Below are 15,633 nucleotides of genomic sequence, written 5' to 3'. Positions count from 1 at the left end.
GGATCGCCGGACGGCGAAAAGTCCCATGTTTTGGAGAAGTTACCCATGTCCGATGCCATCAAGGTCGGCTTTGTCCCGTTGTCTGCCGCGCCCCGTGGCATCCTGGTCGTGTTCTGCGACGACGGTCTGAAGCTCGGCCCGGCGACGGCCAAGGCGCTCGGCGGCGCCGCTAACCTGGTGAAGCGGGCGGCCTCCGCCGCCGCCTTCAAGGGCAAGAGCGGGGCCGCACTGGACATCCTGGCGCCGGAGGGAGTGAAGGCCACTCGCCTGATCGTGATTGGCGCCGGCAAGGCGGCCAGCCTGAAGGCGAATGATTTCCTCAAATTCGGCGGCGTGGCAGCGAGCAAGCTTCCGGCCGGGACCGCCGCCATGACCATGATGGCGGAGCTGCCCGATGGCGCCATGACGAGCGAGCAGGCGGTCGCGGTCGCCGCGGGCCTGCGGCTGCGCGCCTACAAGTTCGACCGCTACAAGACCAAGAAGAAGGACGGCGAGGAGGGCGGCTCGCGTGCCGATGTCTCGCTTGCGGTCGGCGATGTCACCGCTGCGAAAAAGGCGTTCGTCGCGGCCGGCCACGTCGTCGACGGCGTTGTCATCGCGCGCGACCTCGTCAACGAGCCGCCGAACGTGCTTTTCCCCGAGGAATTCGCGCGCCGCGCCGGCCAACTCCGCAAGCTCGGCGTCAAGGTCGAGGTGCTCGACGTCAAGGCGATGCAGAAACTCGGCATGGGCGCGCTGCTCGGCGTCGGCCAGGGCTCGATGCGGCCGAGCCGCACCGTGATCATGCGCTGGGACGGGGCCAAGAAAGGCGAGGCGCCCGTCGCCTTCGTCGGCAAGGGCGTCTGCTTCGACACCGGCGGCATTTCGATCAAGCCGGCCGGCAGCATGGAGGACATGAAGGGCGATATGGGGGGAGCCGCCTGCGTCGTCGGCCTGATGCACGCGCTGGCAGCGCGTAAAGCCAAAGTCAATGTGGTCGGCGCCATCGGCCTCGTCGAGAATATGCCCGACGGCAATGCGCAGCGGCCGGGCGACATCGTCACCTCGATGTCGGGCCAGACCATCGAGATCATCAACACCGACGCCGAAGGCCGCCTCGTGCTCGCCGACGTGCTCTGGTACGTGGCGAAGAAGGTGAAGCCGAAATTCATGGTGGACCTGGCGACGCTGACCGGCGCCATCATGGTCGCGCTCGGCACCGAGCATGCCGGAATGTTCTCCAATAATGACGAGCTTGCCGACCGGCTGATCGCGGCCGGCATCGAGAGCGGGGAAAAGGTCTGGCGCATGCCGCTCGGCCCCGAATACGACAAGCTGATCGATTCCCAGTTCGCCGATATGAAGAACACCGGCGGCCGTCACGGCGGCTCGATCACCGCGGCGCAGTTCCTCCAGCGCTTCGTCGACGGCACGCCCTGGGCGCATCTCGACATCGCCGGCACCGCCATGGGCGCGCCAAAGTCCGACATCAACCAGAGCTGGGGAAGCGGCTATGGCGTCCGTCTCCTGGATCGCCTGGTAGCAGATCATTACGAGCGCAAATGACCGAAGTGCTGTTCTACCATCTGCAAAACATGACGGTGGAGAACGTGTTGCCGCCGCTTCTCGAGAAATCGCTCGAGCGCGGCTGGCGCGTCGTGGTGCAGTCGACGTCGGAAGAGCGCGCCGATGCGCTGGACGCGCATTTGTGGACCTATCGCGACGATTCGTTCCTGCCGCACGCGACATGGCGCGTGAACGATGCCGCGGACCAGCCGATCGTGCTGGCGATCGAGGCGGACAACCCGAACGGCGCCAATGTGCGATTCCTGGTCGACAGCGCCGCGCTGCCGCAGGACGCGGAGGGCTACGAGCGCATGGTGCTATTGTTCAACGGCGACGACCCGGACGCGCTTGCGCTCGCGCGCAGCGCCTGGACGGATTGCAAGGCGCGGGGATTTGATGTCACCTATTGGCAGGCCGACGAGCGGGGCCGGTGGCAGAAGCGGAATTAGCGCCGTTCGCAATTAATGATAATTTGCACTTTTCGAACGATGCTGGCTTCGGCCACCTTCGTGCCGCAAAGGGATGTTGGGACAATCGTTTAGGGCTGGTCCTTCACGCGGGGAATGAGTTTATCGTGCGACATCAAAAGCTTCCCGGCTCGCTCATGATTGCGTTGGCTGCCGTAGCGCCGCTGGTCGCGGGCTGCTCGGGCGCGAGCGATCTGCTGTCGAAGGACGCAGAATGGTTCCAGAAGCCCGGCCGTCTCTTCATCAAGAATATCTCGATCGAGTCGCCGCCACTCACGCCTGACAAACCGGTGGGAGCCGAGGATCTCGTCAGCGCCGACGGCGCCTGTCCCGGCATGGCACCGCCGCCCGGGCCGGCCGATGCCAATGCATCGACCACGGCACCGGCGCCGATGGGCGGCACGGTCGCGCTCGGCCACACCGAATGCGACGTGGTGCGCGGCATCGGCGCGCCTTCGTCCGTCAACCTCTCCAACGACGCCATCGGCCGCCGCGTCGCCGTCGTGACCTGGACGACCGGTCCGCGCGCCGGCATCTACACATTCACGGCCGGACGCTTGTCCTCGATCGAGGGCAACCCCGAGCCGCAGCCGGTGCCGAAGGCCACCAAGCCGAAGCCGAAGAAGAAGTCGGCGTAAGCGTAACGCTTGCCGTTGAGGTCGCGTGCCCCGGACGCCGCGCAGCACCACAGTGATGCGCCGCTGAGCCGGGGCCCAGACTCGTGGCACGCTGGGTCCCGGCTCTGCGCAGCAGTGCAAAGAGTGCAGCAGCGCGTCCGAGACACGAGAGTGCATTGGAGCATGATCCGGAAGAGTTTGAAGCGGTTTTCCGTCTCTTGACGCAGCTCCTTTAGATCTGACGGCCGCTCCTCGCGATATGCTGCCAAAACGCCTCCGCGGCCTGCGCCAGACGAAGCTTCGGCCGGAACACGTGGATCTCGATCGGCACGAACCATTCCGCCCCGCCTGCTGCGACGATCTCGCCCGAGGCGAGCTGATCGCTGATCAGGCTCTCCGGCAGCCAGGCCATGCCGCGGCCGGCCTGGACCATCGTCACCAGCAGCTTTGCGAGATGAGAGGTAAAGGTTGTGCGCAGATGCGCGTCCAACGGCGACGTCGCGCGCACGGCTTCGAGAATTCGTCCCATGCCAGATTCAGGACGGAAGCTCAGGAACGGGACCGGCGCGGCTTGCGTTCCCGGGAGCTTGAAGCGGGGCTTGCGGCTTCGACTTGAAACCGGCACCGATGCCGGAATCAGCCTGTCGTCCCCGACATGCAGCGAGCGGAAATGCGACGGCGCCAGCGCCGTGGTCGCTGCCGGGTGGTAATGACAGAGCAGGAAGTGCGCATCGCCCGCGAGCAATATCCGCTCACAGGCCTCCATGTGGTTGGCGACCAGCTGCACGTTCGGAACGAACGCCAGCTTGGTCTCGATCCCGCGCAGCCAATCGGGAAAGAAGGTCAGCGACAGCGCGTTGGTCGAGGCGAACTTCAGCACGTCGGAGGCGCCGCGAGCCCGTTCCTGGGCGTCGAGCCGGCCGGCCGCAAGCCGGCGCAGAACGTCCTCGGCCGTCTCGCGAAAGCCTTCGCCGGCCGGTGTGAGATTGACGCTGTGCGTCGTGCGGTCCAGCAGCGGCGCCCCGGTCCACACTTCCAGCGCCTGGATCCTGCGGCTCAGCGCAGGCTGCGAGCAATTCCGCTGCTCCGCGGCGCGCGAGAAGCTGCGCGTGGTCGCCACCGCGATGAAATCGTGCAGCCAGTTGATCTCCATCGCAGGTCTCCTGAATGTATTAGGTGTGCTTATGCATGCTTTGCATAACGATATCAGAACACGACATTGGATTTCCAGTGTCATGGGCGGCACGGTGCAGCAAGACTTCTCTGGGAGGAAAGCGCGATGGCCGCGCGCACGCTGTACGACAAGCTGGTCGACACCCATGTCGTCCGCAATCTCGATGATAGCGGTCTCGTGTTGCTCTATGTCGACCGCACCGTGCTCAACGAATACACCAGTCCTCAAGCCTTCGCCGGGCTGCGCGCGGCTGGGCGCAAGGTCTGGAATCCGAAGGCAGCGCTGATGGTCGTCGACCACGTCAACCCGACCGCGGCTCAGCGCACCCGAGCGATGCCGGACCGAGGCGCGGCGCGGCAGGTCGATTACTTCGCCGAGAACGCCAGGGATTTCGGCATCGAATATTTTGATATCCTCGACCCCCGGCAGGGCATCGAGCATGTTGTTGCTCCGGAGCAGGGGCTCGTCATGCCAGGCATGGTGATCGCGGCCGGCGACAGTCACAGCACCGCCTATGGCGCGTTCGGTGCTCTCGGCTACGGTATCGGGACATCCGACATCGAGCACTATCTCGCGACGTCGACCGTACGCTATCGCCGGCTCAAGACGATGCGCATCCACCTGACGGGGGAGGCGCCGCTCGGCGTGACGCCCAAGGACATTGTAATGGAGGTGATCCGGCGGATCGGTGCCGATGGTGCGACCGGATATGCCGTGGAGTTCAGCGGTCCCGTCGTCTCCAACATGAGCGTCGAGGGCAGGATCGTGATCTCGATCATGATCGTCGAGGCGGGTGCGCGCGGCGTCGTGATCGCGCCGGATCAAAAGGTGCTGGATTATCTGAAGGGACGTCCGCGCGCGCCGAAGGGCGAGATGTGGGAGCAGGCGGCCAGGAGCTGGCTGATCCTGGCTTCGGATCCCGACGCTCGGTTCGATCGCGAGATCGCGCTCGAGGTTTCCGAAGTCTCGCCGGTCGTGACCTGGGGCACCAGTCCCGACCAGGCGATCGCCGTCACTGAGACCATTCCCGATCCTGGACAGCAGGCTGCGCCCGAGCGCGAGGCGGCCGCGAGGCGCGCCCTGGACTATATGGGCCTCACGCCCGGTCTGCCCATTCAATCCGTTCCGATCGACTTCGCGTTCATCGGGTCCTGCACTAACGCGCGGATCGAGGATCTGCGCGATGCGGCCGAGATCTTTCGCGGCCGCCGGGTCGCCGATGGCGTGCGTGCGATCGTGGTGCCGGGCTCGACCCAGGTCAGGGCCCAGGCCGAGGCGGAGGGCCTCGCAAAGATGTTCACCGAGGCCGGCGTCGAATGGCGGCAGTCCGGCTGCTCGATGTGCCTTGCGATGAACGACGATGTGCTCAAGCCCGGACAGCGTTGCGCGTCCTCGACCAACCGCAACTTCGAAGGCCGCCAGGGACCTGGCGTGCGCACGCACCTGATGAGCCCGGCCATGGTGGCCGCGGCAGCCGTCACCGGACGCATCACGGATGTGCGTTCTCTCTTGGCAGGAGCACGCCAATGATTCCGTTCGGTCAGGTCACGGGCGTGGCTGCGCCCATGATGGCGCCCAATGTCGACACCGACGTCATCATGCCAAAAATGTTCCTCAAGGGCGTGGACCGCAGCGGCTTGGGCGAGGGCGCCTTCAACCTGCTGCGCTTCAGCGGCGGTAAGCCCAACGCCGACTTCATCCTCAATCGGGAAGGCTATCGCGACGCCAACTTTCTCGTCGTCGGCCCGAATTTCGGCTGCGGGTCGAGCCGCGAGCACGCGGTCTGGGGACTCCAGCAGCTCGGCATTCGCGCGCTGATCGGCACCAGCTTCGCCGGCATCTTCAACGACAATTGCGCCAACAACGGTCTGCTGACGATCTCGCTCGATGCCGATGTGGTGGCGGAGCTCGCCCGCGTCGTGGCCGACAGCTCGCGCAATGACGTCACGATCGACCTTGCTGCGCAATCGATCCGGTTCGATCGCGGTCGCCGCTCGATCGGGTTCGACATCGAGCCGGACAGGAAAGAGGCCTTCCTGACCGGCCGCGATTTCATCGCCTCCACGCTCGTCTTCGCCGACGACATACGCGCCTTCGAGGCGCGGCATCGGGCGGAGAACCCCTGGATCGTCTGACCTGCACGACCTTGCGCGGCTCGAATCCGCGCGCCAACGACAAAACGACAAACAGCGGAGGAAGCTTTGGTAGACACAACATATCGCCCGGCCGAAGCGTCTGGCGCCGTTGCTGCAACACATCTGGCCCGTCTCAAGGTCGGCCCGTTGCCGATCGGCATCTACGTCGCGGCCGCGCTCGTCTGCGCCGCCGCTGTCTATTCCGGCAAGCTGCCGAACGACGTGATCGGCGGCCTTTCGGTCCTGATGCTGCTCGGCTTCCTGCTGGGCAAGCTCGGCCAGACCATTCCGGTGCTGAAGCAGATCGGCGGCACCGCGATCCTGTGTCTATTCGTGCCGTCGGCCCTGGTGAGCTACGGCCTGATGCCAGAAGCCGCCTTGAAGGCGATCACGACCACGTTCCGAACCGCCAACTTTCAGTATTTCTTCATCGCCTGCCTTGTCGCAGGCTCGATCCTCGGCATGCCCTATCGGGTCCTGGTTCAGGGCTTCATTCGCATGTTCGTTCCGCTCCTGATCGGCACGATCGCGGCCGTCACCGCCGGCCTCGCCGTCGGGCTTCTGTTCGGCCACAGCCCGAAGGACACGTTCTTCTTTGTCATCATCCCCATCGTCGGCGGCGGTCTTGCGGAAGGTGTCCTGCCACTGTCCATCGCCTATTCCGAGATGTTGCATCGGTCGCAAGCTGAGCTTGTGGCGCAGATGGTCCCAGCGGCGCTGCTCGGCAACGTCGTCGCGATCGTTAGCGCGGGCCTGCTGGCGCGCCTTGGCGAGATGCGGGCCGACCTCAATGGCAGAGGGATGCTGGTCAAAACCGGAGACGACGACATTCTCGGCGAAGCGCGGCCGGACCAGCCGATCGATCTCGGACTGCTCGGTGCCGGCATAGTGCTGTCGTGCGGCTTATTCGTGCTCGGCATGATTTTGGCGCCGCTCACCGGCATCCCCGGGCCGATCATGATGATCATCGCCGCAGTGGCATTGAAGCTGACCAGGTTGCTACCGGCCGAGATGGAGCTCGGCGCCTATCAGATCAACAAGTTCATGTCGACCAACCTTACTTTCGCGATCCTGGTGGCGATGGGGACATTGCTGGTCTCATGGCAGCAGCTCGTTGCCTCCTTCAACCCAGGCTACATCATGATCTGCACGACCACGGTGCTGGCGATGATCGTGTCAGGTTTCTTCGTCGGCAAGTGGCTGAACATGTATCCGGTGGAGGCGGCGATCGTGACCGCCTGCCACTCGGGCCTCGGGGGCACCGGCGACGTCGCCATTCTTGGCGCCGCGGATCGCATGGGCCTGATGGCGTTCGCCCAGATCGCCACCCGCGTCGGCGGCGCGATCATGATCGTGATCGCGACACTCTTGATGAAGTCGCTGTCCTGATACGGGCCGCGGCCTTCGTGCAGGACGAATGTTCCAGGGGAGATCTCAATGCTCGAATTCGAACAGATTGAATCGTGCTCCGATCGATCAGAGACCGGGCTGACGCGCCGCCATCTGATGTCGATCGCGTTGACAACCGGTGCCCTCGGTTCGGCCATATTGGCGCCGGGTGCTTTCGCTCAGGAGAATAATGCCGTGACGACCAGCGCGCTGCAAAAGTTGCTACCGGGGTTTCGACAGAAGCGCCTGAAGACCAGCGGGGCCGAGATCAACGCGCTCGTGAAGGGCGAGGGGCCGCCGCTGCTGTTGCTGCACGGACACCCGCAGACATTGGCGTGCTGGCACAAGATCGCCCCCAAGCTCGCGGAGCGCTTTACCGTGGTGCTGACCGATCTGCGCGGCTACGGCGACTCGAGCAAGCCCGACGGCGGCAAGGACAGTATCGCATATTCCAAGCGGGAGATGGCGCGGGATCAGGTCGAAGTGATGCGCGCGCTCGGTTTTGACCGCTTCCAGGCTGTCGGCCACGATCGCGGCGGGCGCGTTCTGCATCGTTTGATGCTCGATCATCCGGACACCGTCTCCAGGGCGGTCCTGCTCGACATCGCGCCAACCGCGACGATGTACGCCAAGGTGAACAAGGAGTTCGCTACGCGATATATGTGGTGGTTCTTTCTGATTCAGCCGGCGCCGCTTCCGGAAACCTTGATCGGCAACAATCTCGAATTCTATCTGCAGACCCATATCAACAAGCAGAACAAGACGCCGGGCGCCATCGACCCGGTTGCACTCGAAGAGTATCGCCGGTGCTACACCCGCGAGACGCTGCATGCCGTCTGCGAGGATTATCGCGCCGCTGCCGGCATCGACCTGATCCACGATGAGGCGGATTCCGACAAGAGAGTCGGTTGCCCGCTGCTCGTGCTGTGGGGCGGCAAGGGAGTTGTCGGGTCGAGCTACGACGTACTCGACACATGGCGCGCTAAGGCCAAGGACGTGCGAGGCGGAAGCCTGCCTTGCGGCCATTATCTGCCGGAAGAAGCACCTGAGTTGCTCCTCGAGCAGCTCAATGCCTTCTTGGCGTAACGACGGCGACGCGTCTTGACAGCGGTCTCCAGGATCGCTCGTCGGTCTATCTCACGCTCATGATGCTGGGTGGCTCGCTGCCCGGCGAGTCCTCTGAGTGCCGCTTTCCCGGAGGCGCTGGTCCTCTTCAGGGAGGTGCTTGCGGGTCGAAGCCCTGCCGGCATTTGCGCCGGCAATGCCGCAACGGGCCTGCCAATCGACCTCACAAAAGGAAATTTGATTCAATCGCTAAGGGCAAGGTGCTTTAATGCCGGTACTGTGCATGGGGTTGTTTTGCCGGTTTTGATGCAGCCAATCGCGTCGGGAGGGTCAACCCGCCGCCTCGTCGAACTGCGTGCTCGCCTCCAGCCATTGCTCTTCCGCACGCGCCAGCGCATCGGCGGCATTGGCGCGCGCCTTTGACAGTTGCGCGGCCTGCTTGGGATCGCGGGTGAAGATGTCGGGCAGGGCGAGGGCCGTGTCGATCTTGGTGATGATCTCGCTGACGCGGGCGATCTCAGCTTCGGCTTCCGCGATGCGCTTCTTCAGCGAGCCGCGATTGTCCGACTTCGGGCGCTGCGGCTTTTCGTTTGCGGGACTGCGCTCGCGTGGGGCTTCGGCGTTGCGCGCGGACAGCACCAGGCGGCGGTACTCGTCGAGGTCGCCGTCGTAATTGGTCACGGTGCGGTCGGCGACGATCCAGAGCCGTTCGGCGCAGGCCTCGATCAGGTAGCGGTCATGCGAGACCATGATCACCGCGCCGGGAAATTCGTTGATCGCCTCGGCAAGCGCGGCACGGCTGTCGATGTCGAGATGGTTGGTCGGCTCGTCCAAAATGATCATGTTGGGGCCGAAGAAGGTCGCAAGGCCCAACAGCAGCCTAGCCTTCTCGCCGCCCGACAGTTTTCCGGCTTTGGTGTCGGCGGCCTTGCCGGAAAAGCCGATCGCGCCGGCGCGGGCCCGCACCTTGGCTTCGGGCGCATCGCCCATCAGCTTGCGCACGTGATCGTAGGCGGACGCGTCCTCGTTCAGCTCGTCGAGCTGGTGCTGGGCGAAATAGGCGATCGACAGCTTGTCCGCGCGGGTCACCTTGCCGGAGAACGATGCGAGGCGTCCGGCCAGCAGCTTGACCAGCGTCGACTTGCCGTTGCCGTTGGCGCCGAGTAGCGCGATGCGGTCGTCATTGTCGATGCGCAGGGTGACGCGGTTCAGCACAGGCGTTGCCGGATCGTAGCCGACCGAAGCTTTGTCGACGGCGATGATCGGCGGCGACAGGATTTTTTCCGGTGTCGGAAAGCTGATCTCGCGCACGTCCTCGGTGACCAGCGCGGTGATCGGCTTCAGCCGCTCCAGCATCTTGACGCGGGATTGCGCCTGGCGCGCCTTGGAGGCCTTGGCCTTGAAGCGGTCGACGAAGGCTTGCAGCCGCGCGCGTTCGGCCTCCTGGCGCTTGACCTGCTTGGCATCGAGCAATTCGCGCGCGGCGCGCTGCTCCTCGAAGGAGGAATAGGTGCCCTTGTAGAGCGTGAGCTTGCCGCGCTCCAGATGCAGGATCTGGTCGACCGAGCTTTCCAGGAGGTCGCGGTCGTGGCTGATCACGATCACCGTGCGCGGATAATGCGCGAGGTGATCCTCCAGCCACAGCGTGCCTTCGAGATCGAGATAGTTGGTGGGCTCGTCGAGCAGCAACAGGTCGGGAGCTGCGAACAGCGTCGCGGCGAGCGCGACGCGCATGCGCCAGCCGCCGGAGAATTCGGCACAGGGGCGGAGCTGATCGGCGGCGGAGAAGCCGAGGCCGGAGAGGATCGCGGCCGCACGGCTCGGCGCCGAATGCGCGTCGATGTCGACGAGCCGGGTCTGGATCTCGGCGATCCGGTGCGGATCGGTCGCGTGCTCGGCCTCGGCGAGCAGCGCCTCGCGTTCGAGGTTGGCCTTAAGCACGACGGAGATCAGGCTTTCGGGGCCGTTCGGGGCCTCTTGCGCGAGACTGCCGACGCGCCAGCGCGGCGGCAGCGTCACCGAGCCGTGCTCGGCCGCGAGCTCGCCGCGGATCACCTTGAACAGGGTCGACTTGCCGGTGCCGTTGCGTCCGACCAGACCAACGCGCGAGCCGGGCGTGATCTGCACGGAACTCTGGTCAATCAGAAGGCGTCCGGCGAGGCGGATGGAGAGATCGGTGATGGACAGCATGCGGCCTTGTCACCGCAAGGCGCGTCGAACGCAACCCGTTTTTCCGTGGTTATCGCTTGAGCATGATCCTGTCGGAAAACCGCTTCACACTTTTCCGGATCATGCGCCGGTCAGTGCGATTCGCGCTCGCGCTGCTTCAATTCGTTGAGCAGCTGCTCGAGGTGCGTCGGGAGGTGAGGATCGGGGCGCAGATTCTGCTGAAGCCGTTCGCCCACGGCATCGCAAATCGAGCGGCTGGTGCGCCGGTCGATCTGTACGCTGTCATTGGCAAAAGGCCCAGCCATCGCGAGGTTCCATGCTCTTAAAGTAAAGACACGGTACCAAGTCATTGCCCCCAAAATGGTTTCGCTGCTCGCGGGGAATGTCTGAAATTCTCGTCAAAGTTGTATGAATCGCCCCATGTCCGCCCAAACAAGAGGCCCCGGCGGGGGAACGCCGGGGCCTCTCCTGAGGGGGCCTTGGGGGCATAGGACCCCTTTTGTCAGGAAGGTGCTTTGGAAGGTGCTGTCGGGCTCAGTAGCAGCGGTTGATCAGCCGCCAGCGGGGTCCCCAGGGGGTCGGGACCAGCCGGCGCACGTAGCAGCCGCCATAACCGTAGGAGACGGGGCCGCCGACATAGAAGCGCGGTCCGCCCCAGCCGTGGTGCCAGCCGCCTCCGTGCCAGCCTCCGCCGTGCCAGCCGCCATGCCAGTGAGCGGAGGCGGAGGTCGGCGCCAGCGCGGCACCGAGCGCGACCGCGGCAACGGCGGCAAGCGAAAGTTTCCTCAACATGGTGATCTCCTCAAAACTGCCGGCGCGGGCCTGTCGCGTCGATGGAAAGGCCGCCGAAACGGTCTGCCTCACAATCAGGCTTGGGTTTCGATGGGCCTGACCTTACGCCCGCGAAGCTGAACCGAACCCTGACGGGGGTTTCAGGATCGGTTCATCTGGGTGAAATCGTTGTAATCAGCTGAAATCGCGGGTTACGACGCCTGCGGCGAAGCGCCCATGCGGCCGCCTCGGCGGTCGCTTGCCGTCCGGCAAAGGCGCCGATATAAGCCCCGCAACTCCGAACCACCGCATTCCTTCCAAGGACAAGACTTATGGCCATCGAACGCACTTTCTCGATCATCAAGCCCGACGCGACCGAGCGTAACCTGACCGGCGCGGTCAACGCCGTGATCGAGAAGGCGGGCCTGCGCATCGTCGCGCAGAAGCGCATCCGCATGACCAAGGACCAGGCCGAGACCTTCTATGCCGTCCACAAGGCGCGGCCGTTCTTCGGCGAGCTCGTCGACTTCATGACCTCGGGTCCGGTCGTGGTGCAGGTGCTGGAAGGCGAGGGCGCGATCGCCAAGTACCGCGAGGTGATGGGTGCGACCGATCCGGCCAAGGCTGCCGAGGGCACCGTCCGCAAGCTCTACGCCAAATCGATCGGCGAGAATTCGGTGCACGGCTCGGATGCGCCGGAGACGGCTGTAATCGAGATCGCGCAGTTCTTCTCGGGCAACGAGATCGTCGGCTGATCCATCAGCCGATAAGTTAGGACGACGGGGCGAAAGGACGTATTGTGAACTGGCTCTGGCAGATCTTCGATCCCGCGACGATCGGGGCGTTCTTCACCCAGTTTCGCAACGAGATGGCTGAACCGACCTTCTGGATCGCGGTCGGCAAGATCATCTGGATCAACATCCTGCTCTCCGGCGACAACGCGCTGGTGATTGCGCTCGCCTGCCGCGGCCTCAAGCCGCGGCACCGGCTGTGGGGCATGATCTTCGGCGCGGGCGCCGCGGTGATACTGCGGATCATCTTCACCGGCATCGTCGCGAGCCTGATGGGGCTGCCATACCTCAAGCTCGTCGGCGGTCTCGCGCTGATCGTGATCGCGGCAAAACTGCTGGTGCCCGAAAACGAGGACGAGGACGACGTCGAGTCCGCCTCGCATCTGTTGCAGGCTGTCCAGATCGTCGTGGTCGCCGACATCGTCATGAGCCTGGACAACGTCATTGCGGTGGCTGCTGCCGCCAATGGCAGCGTACCGCTGTTGATCCTTGGCCTCGCCATCAGCGTGCCGCTGATCGTCGCTGGTGCCGCGCTGATCATGGCGCTGCTCGCAAAGCTGCCGGTCCTGGTCTGGGCTGGCGCGGCGCTGCTCGGCTGGATCGCGGGCGAGGTGATTGCGACCGATCCCGGCGTCGCACCGAAGCTGCACATGCTGTTCGACGGCCCGCTCGGCGCCTCGCTGGACAGCGTGCTCGGCGCACTTCGCATCCCGCCGCAGTTCGCCCATGGCGGCGGAGGCGGCGAATATTTCTGCGCCGCGCTCGGCGTCGTTGTCGTACTGGTCGTCGGCACCATCTGGCGCCGGCGCAGCCTGAGCGCGGCCGCGCTCGAATCCTCCGAGGGGCACGCCAAGGCCTCGGCGAAGTAACTTCGACGCTCTGATCGGTCTTGCTTTTCCCTCCAGCGATGAGAGGTGAGCACCGATCGGCTCAGCGCATGAGCCGAGTTTCCATCATCGCGTTCGTACAACCGGCGCGCATTGTGTTCGCCGCAGACCTTGCGCTGCGCGGTCGCACGCAGCGCGCTTGGGCGTTGCGTGCGATGACTCTTCCTTCGCAGCCGACGCGCGATTTAGAGGTTGTCTTATTATAAACTATTGAAAATAAAGGGTGCTTTCGTTGACTCAACGAAGGTTCCCACGGCACGTCCCTCCGACGTTCATGTTCATGAAATCGGAAGCTGGTGCGATGCCGTCGAGAGTGATTTGCCGTCCTGTTGCTGCTCTTGCCGCTCGCATCAAAACGTTTCTGATGTGCTCCATCCCGAGAGCCTTCGCGGTCTCCGTGGTCTCCATTGCCTTGTTCAGCGATGGTCTTCTGCACGGCACTGTTGCGCAAAGCGCTGTGCCGGAGACGGAGCGGGGCAGCACGTTGCCGGCGGTGACCGTCACCGCAGATGCGCCGAAGCCGCGCGCACGTCCACGCTCCAATCCAGGCCGAAGGGCTGGCCGTAGCGCGCCTGCGAACGAGCGGGCCAAGTTGCAAGCGGAAGCAACCCCCACGGCTGCGAGGCCGGGCGCACTTCCGCCGTCCTACGCGGGCGGGCAAGTCGCCCGCGGCGGCCAGGTCGGCTTGCTGGGCAACAAGGATTTCATGGATACGCCGTTCAACATCACGAGCTACACGGCGAAGAAGATTGAAGATCAACAGGCCACCACGGTCGCCGACGTCGTCAGCAACGACCCTTCGGTCCGTTTTACCGGTCAGACCGGTGGCATTCTCGACTCCTTCTTCATCCGCGGCTTTCCGATCGGGGAGGGGAATGTCGGAGAAATTGCCTTCAATGGCGTCTATGGCGTTGCACCGAACTACCGGGTGTTCACCGATTACGTCGAGCGCATCGAAATCATCAAAGGCCCGACAGCGCTGCTTTACGGCATGGCGCCAAACAGCAGCGTCGGGGGCACCATCAACATCGTTCCAAAGCGTGCTGGGGATATCGATCTCGCGCGGGTCACGAGCGACTACGCGACAAACACCCAGCTCGGCACGCATCTCGACGTAAGCCGCCGGTTCGGCGAGAACCGCGAATTCGGCATTCGCGTCAACGGCGGCTATCACAATGGCGATACACCGCTGGACAACCAGACCCGGGAGGCGCATGTCGGCGCCGCGGCGTTCGACTATCGCGGCGAGAAGTTCAGAGCTTCGCTCGACTTCATCGATCAGGAGGAAAAGTTCGACGCGCCCACGAGGCCGTTTCTGGTCGCAACAGGCGTCGCGGTTCCGACAGCGCCGGTCGGGCAGCGCAATGTCACGCAGGCCTGGGAATGGGCCAAGGTTCACGACAACTCGCTGCTGGGGCGAGCCGAATACGATGTGACGGACACCGTGACGGTGTTCGCCGACGGCGGTGGCGGCAGGACCCAGGTCGACCGTCTGTTTGGGACGCCGACGATCCTGAACGCGGCAGGCAACACGACTTCGACGCCGGGGCATTTCAAATTTGATATCGACAGGAACGTGGCCGACGCCGGTGTGCGTGCCCGGCTCGAAACAGCTGCGATCAGTCACGCCGTGACCTTCCAGGGCAGCTACTACACGGATCAGATCTCGCGGGGCTCTGTATCCGGGACGCCGGTGTTGTCCAACATCTATGCGCCGATCGCTCGTCCCGAGCAGCTCGTTCCGGCTCCCGCGACTGTACCGAAGCTGTCGGATACCGAGCTGACCGGCCTTGCGCTGGCCGACACCATGTCGGTTTTCCAGGAGCGCCTTCAGCTGACCGTGGGCGTCAGGCAACAGGGCGTCAAGTCGAACAACTACAACACCACCACGGGCGCCGTTACGTCCGCCTACGACCAGACGGCGCTCACGCCGATGGTCGGCGTGGTCGTCAAGCCCTGGAGCAACGTTTCGCTGTACGCCAACTACATCGAAGGGCTCAGCAAGGGCGACATCGCACCGACGACGGCGAGCAATCAAGGAGAGGTCTTGGCGCCGCAGGCGTCAAGGTCGATTTCGGCATGCTCGCGACCACGATCAGCCTGTTCGAGATCACCAAGCCGTCGGCACAGCTGGGTGCCGACAAGGTCTTCCGAGCCGACGCGGAACAGCGCAATCGCGGCGTGGAATTCACCGTGTTTGGAGAAGTGCAGCCGGGCATTCGCGTGCTTGGCGGCGTGACGTTGATCGACGCGGAGCTGACGAAGACGAGCACGCTAGCCAATCTCGGCAAGACACCGATCGGTGTGCCTCAGGTGCAAGCCAATCTGTCCGCCGAATGGGACACGCCGTTCGCACCCGGACTGACGCTGGTCGCAAACACCATCTATACCGGGCACCAATATCTGGATGGGGCCAACACGCAAGTTATTCCGGCCTGGACCAGGCTCGATCTAGGTGCGCGCTATACCACGCGCATCAACAACCGGCCCGTCACGCTCCGGGCCCTGGTCCAGAACGTGTTCGATACCAATTACTGGGCTGGCGTGGCGAGCTTCTCCGCATTGGCGCAAGGCACGCCGCGAACCCTGCTATTGTCGATGTCGACGGATTTTTGAGGTGGTT

14 protein-coding genes and 1 pseudogene are annotated in these 15,633 nt (G+C 64.2%); 11 read left to right on the top strand and 4 right to left on the bottom strand.

The window, feature by feature from the left end; genetic code table 11:
* The first annotated feature begins 45 nt into the window (after nt 1-45).
* From ACNJX8_RS23670 to ACNJX8_RS23660, 3 genes are all read left to right on the top strand, one after another.
* Complete coding sequence (locus ACNJX8_RS23670) at nt 46-1,545, top strand: leucyl aminopeptidase (protein ID WP_439356919.1); 1,500 nt, start codon at nt 46-48, stop codon at nt 1,543-1,545.
* Nucleotides 1,542-1,994: a DNA polymerase III subunit chi gene (locus ACNJX8_RS23665; protein ID WP_128934251.1), complete on the top strand. Its 453-nt coding sequence runs from the start codon at nt 1,542-1,544 to the stop codon at nt 1,992-1,994. The genes ACNJX8_RS23670 and ACNJX8_RS23665 overlap by 4 nt, the downstream gene beginning before the upstream one ends.
* Nucleotides 1,995-2,158: 164 nt before the next feature.
* Nucleotides 2,159-2,650, top strand: coding sequence for a hypothetical protein (locus tag ACNJX8_RS23660; protein WP_164935075.1), 492 nt, complete (start codon nt 2,159-2,161; stop codon nt 2,648-2,650).
* 211 nt (nt 2,651-2,861) lie between these two features.
* Here the strand turns inward: ACNJX8_RS23660 and ACNJX8_RS23655 are convergent, their stop codons facing one another.
* Nucleotides 2,862-3,782: a LysR family transcriptional regulator gene (locus ACNJX8_RS23655; RefSeq protein ID WP_128934249.1), complete on the bottom strand. Its 921-nt coding sequence runs from the start codon at nt 3,780-3,782 to the stop codon at nt 2,862-2,864.
* A gap of 126 nt (nt 3,783-3,908) precedes the next feature.
* Between ACNJX8_RS23655 and leuC the strand changes: the two genes are divergently transcribed.
* The 4 genes from leuC (at nt 3,909) to ACNJX8_RS23635 (ending at nt 8,413) form a co-directional block, all read left to right on the top strand.
* Nucleotides 3,909-5,333 (top strand): 3-isopropylmalate dehydratase large subunit, encoded by a 1,425-nt coding sequence (leuC, locus tag ACNJX8_RS23650; protein ID WP_439356917.1) that lies wholly within the window; start codon nt 3,909-3,911, stop codon nt 5,331-5,333.
* Nucleotides 5,330-5,938, top strand: coding sequence for a 3-isopropylmalate dehydratase small subunit (gene leuD / locus ACNJX8_RS23645; protein ID WP_091892866.1), 609 nt, complete (start codon nt 5,330-5,332; stop codon nt 5,936-5,938). The genes leuC and leuD overlap by 4 nt, the downstream gene beginning before the upstream one ends.
* A 66-nt stretch (nt 5,939-6,004) precedes the next feature.
* Nucleotides 6,005-7,327 carry a 2-hydroxycarboxylate transporter family protein gene (locus ACNJX8_RS23640; RefSeq protein ID WP_439356916.1) on the top strand — a complete coding sequence of 441 codons (1,323 nt, stop codon included), beginning with the start codon at nt 6,005-6,007 and terminating at the stop codon, nt 7,325-7,327.
* Between the two features lie 48 nt (nt 7,328-7,375).
* The gene (locus ACNJX8_RS23635) at nt 7,376-8,413 is read left to right on the top strand and encodes an alpha/beta fold hydrolase (RefSeq protein ID WP_439356915.1); all 1,038 of its coding nucleotides are present in this window, start codon (nt 7,376-7,378) and stop codon (nt 8,411-8,413) included.
* A gap of 309 nt (nt 8,414-8,722) precedes the next feature.
* Here the strand turns inward: ACNJX8_RS23635 and ACNJX8_RS23630 are convergent, their stop codons facing one another.
* The 3 genes from ACNJX8_RS23630 to ACNJX8_RS23620 form a co-directional block, all read right to left on the bottom strand.
* A complete protein-coding gene (locus ACNJX8_RS23630; protein ID WP_439356914.1) occupies nt 8,723-10,582 on the bottom strand; it encodes an ABC-F family ATP-binding cassette domain-containing protein in 1,860 nt (619 codons plus the stop codon).
* Between the two features lie 110 nt (nt 10,583-10,692).
* A complete protein-coding gene (locus ACNJX8_RS23625) occupies nt 10,693-10,866 on the bottom strand; it encodes a hypothetical protein (protein WP_164939730.1) in 174 nt (57 codons plus the stop codon).
* A gap of 229 nt (nt 10,867-11,095) precedes the next feature.
* Nucleotides 11,096-11,353, bottom strand: coding sequence for a sulfur globule protein precursor (locus ACNJX8_RS23620; RefSeq protein ID WP_091893003.1), 258 nt, complete (start codon nt 11,351-11,353; stop codon nt 11,096-11,098).
* Nucleotides 11,354-11,664: 311 nt separating this feature from the next.
* Between ACNJX8_RS23620 and ndk the strand changes: the two genes are divergently transcribed.
* From ndk to ACNJX8_RS23600, 4 genes and pseudogenes are all read left to right on the top strand, one after another.
* The gene (gene ndk / locus ACNJX8_RS23615; protein ID WP_128934245.1) at nt 11,665-12,087 is read left to right on the top strand and encodes a nucleoside-diphosphate kinase; all 423 of its coding nucleotides are present in this window, start codon (nt 11,665-11,667) and stop codon (nt 12,085-12,087) included.
* A gap of 44 nt (nt 12,088-12,131) precedes the next feature.
* Nucleotides 12,132-12,992 carry a TerC family protein gene (locus ACNJX8_RS23610; RefSeq protein ID WP_091892872.1) on the top strand — a complete coding sequence of 287 codons (861 nt, stop codon included), beginning with the start codon at nt 12,132-12,134 and terminating at the stop codon, nt 12,990-12,992.
* 292 nt (nt 12,993-13,284) lie between these two features.
* A pseudogene (locus ACNJX8_RS23605) lies at nt 13,285-14,982 on the top strand (TonB-dependent receptor); the annotation flags it as partial.
* A gap of 107 nt (nt 14,983-15,089) precedes the next feature.
* A complete protein-coding gene (locus tag ACNJX8_RS23600; protein ID WP_439356913.1) occupies nt 15,090-15,626 on the top strand; it encodes a TonB-dependent receptor domain-containing protein in 537 nt (178 codons plus the stop codon).
* Nucleotides 15,627-15,633 lie beyond the last annotated feature (7 nt).

It is taken from the genome of Bradyrhizobium sp. SPXBL-04 (assembly GCF_051853035.1).
Taxonomy (GTDB): domain Bacteria; phylum Pseudomonadota; class Alphaproteobacteria; order Rhizobiales; family Xanthobacteraceae; genus Bradyrhizobium; species Bradyrhizobium zhanjiangense.
This window is presented reverse-complemented; position numbering and strand designations above follow the sequence as displayed.

What these genes read in the sequence shown, in the direction of transcription:
- ACNJX8_RS23670 (WP_439356919.1), top strand. Translation starts at nt 46, where the DNA reads ATGTCCGATGCCATCAAGGTCGGCTTTGTCCCGTTGTCTGCCGCGCCC.
- ACNJX8_RS23665 (WP_128934251.1), top strand. Translation starts at nt 1,542, where the DNA reads ATGACCGAAGTGCTGTTCTACCATCTGCAAAACATGACGGTGGAGAAC.
- ACNJX8_RS23655 (WP_128934249.1), bottom strand. Translation starts at nt 3,782, where the DNA reads ATGGAGATCAACTGGCTGCACGATTTCATCGCGGTGGCGACCACGCGC.
- leuC (WP_439356917.1), top strand. Translation starts at nt 3,909, where the DNA reads ATGGCCGCGCGCACGCTGTACGACAAGCTGGTCGACACCCATGTCGTC.
- leuD (WP_091892866.1), top strand. Translation starts at nt 5,330, where the DNA reads ATGATTCCGTTCGGTCAGGTCACGGGCGTGGCTGCGCCCATGATGGCG.
- ACNJX8_RS23635 (WP_439356915.1), top strand. Translation starts at nt 7,376, where the DNA reads ATGCTCGAATTCGAACAGATTGAATCGTGCTCCGATCGATCAGAGACC.
- ACNJX8_RS23630 (WP_439356914.1), bottom strand. Translation starts at nt 10,582, where the DNA reads ATGCTGTCCATCACCGATCTCTCCATCCGCCTCGCCGGACGCCTTCTG.
- ACNJX8_RS23625 (WP_164939730.1), bottom strand. Translation starts at nt 10,866, where the DNA reads ATGGCTGGGCCTTTTGCCAATGACAGCGTACAGATCGACCGGCGCACC.
- ACNJX8_RS23620 (WP_091893003.1), bottom strand. Translation starts at nt 11,353, where the DNA reads ATGTTGAGGAAACTTTCGCTTGCCGCCGTTGCCGCGGTCGCGCTCGGT.
- ndk (WP_128934245.1), top strand. Translation starts at nt 11,665, where the DNA reads ATGGCCATCGAACGCACTTTCTCGATCATCAAGCCCGACGCGACCGAG.
- ACNJX8_RS23600 (WP_439356913.1), top strand. Translation starts at nt 15,090, where the DNA reads ATGCTCGCGACCACGATCAGCCTGTTCGAGATCACCAAGCCGTCGGCA.